Raw genomic sequence first — 956 nt, forward strand, 5'->3', positions numbered from 1 at the left:
ACCTTCCTGAAGATTATTCCATGTTCCCATGGGCCTCACCTCGCAAGGGAAAAGACAGCCACCGCCCTTAAAACTTCCTGTGTAATCCATTATACAGGTGAATTAAGTGTTGACCAAGCACAATAAAAATTAAGTCATGGGGTTTCATAGGATCCTAAATTTGATCAAATTAAGCTCAGCAAAACATCTTTTGTAGATACCCTTTTTTTAGTTCTTGGAGTTTTTCAAGCTTACGCTGATGAAGAGTGATAGTGTCATCAAGGCTTTTGAAAAATGCTCCCAATTTGACTTGTTCACCTTTGTTCGGCAAAGTTACTTCGATAGATTCAATATCTGAACCGTTATAGCTAGGCAAAGCACCAACTTGTGCATATCGAGGTAAGTTGATTGTTTCAAACAAAGTCTTTCCGAAATCAATATTCCAAGAGCCATCAAAGACATACGCCATGGTGTTGTTATCAATTAAGAATGGACTTGTCACAAGACGTTTACGATTGAGCATGATCGCTGCTCCAACTTTCGCAAATATGACTGCTGGGACCGTCTCAATTATTTTCCATTTTTTGCGTGACAACTGCTCGTAATTGACATAATTATTGGCGTTAACCATTTCATGCTCGTTACCAGGCTTATTCATATCCGATACCTTGTAAAATGGAACACCTTCTGTTCCACCTTGTTCAGCATCTGGAAAACCAATTCCAGATTGTGTTTTACCAACTTCCCCCAACTTACGCTGTTTCCAAGCGTCAGCAAACCCTGCAAATCTTAATTGCGGGAACTTGCTACCATTTTTGGGGAACATTTTTTGCAAATAGCCCTGTTTAAGTTCCTTAAGCTTAGTTAACTTACGCTGGTGAAGGGCAATAGTCTTATCGAGTTGTTGGAAGAATGTGCCAATTTGTTTTTGTTCTTGGCAAATTACAAGTTTAATCCGAACAAGCCCGGAATCTTTC

1 protein-coding gene is annotated in these 956 nt (G+C 39.5%); it reads right to left on the reverse strand.

Translation table 11 applies throughout. From position 1 onward, the window contains the following. Nucleotides 1-175 precede the first annotated feature (175 nt). The coding region (locus OXT66_RS09585; protein WP_268597053.1) for a restriction endonuclease subunit S at nucleotides 176-956 on the reverse strand (781 nt) is incomplete at its 5' end.

Source organism: Lentilactobacillus senioris (assembly GCF_026798195.1).
GTDB lineage: Bacteria > Bacillota > Bacilli > Lactobacillales > Lactobacillaceae > Lentilactobacillus > Lentilactobacillus senioris_A.